Raw genomic sequence first — 237 nt, 5'->3', positions numbered from 1 at the left:
GTGAACTTGCGTCGCGCATGCGCCCAGCAGCCGACCTCGATCACGCCGCGCGGCGCCTTGGTCTTGGGGTCATGATACAGCGCGTTGTAGCCAGCATAACCGTCGGCTTGAAGGTATCCACGGTAACCTGCAAGGTGGGCCGCCGGATGCTTACCGCCGCGCCCGGTCGTGAAGCGGAACGCCACGGCAGGCGGGCTCATGTCCCCGCTTGATCGGCTGGGGGGGGGGGGGGCGCCG

Annotated in this window: 1 protein-coding gene; it reads right to left on the bottom strand. The window is 68.8% G+C overall.

Annotated elements, in window-relative coordinates; translation table 11 throughout:
• Positions 1-200 (bottom strand): IS66 family transposase (locus LH128_RS30740; protein ID WP_008833594.1); only part of this gene is annotated, 200 nt, incomplete at its 3' end.
• Between the last annotated feature and the right edge of the window lie 37 nt (positions 201-237).

The sequence above is a fragment of the Sphingomonas sp. LH128 genome (assembly GCF_000293195.2).
GTDB lineage: Bacteria > Pseudomonadota > Alphaproteobacteria > Sphingomonadales > Sphingomonadaceae > Novosphingobium > Novosphingobium resinovorum_A.
This window is presented reverse-complemented; position numbering and strand designations above follow the sequence as displayed.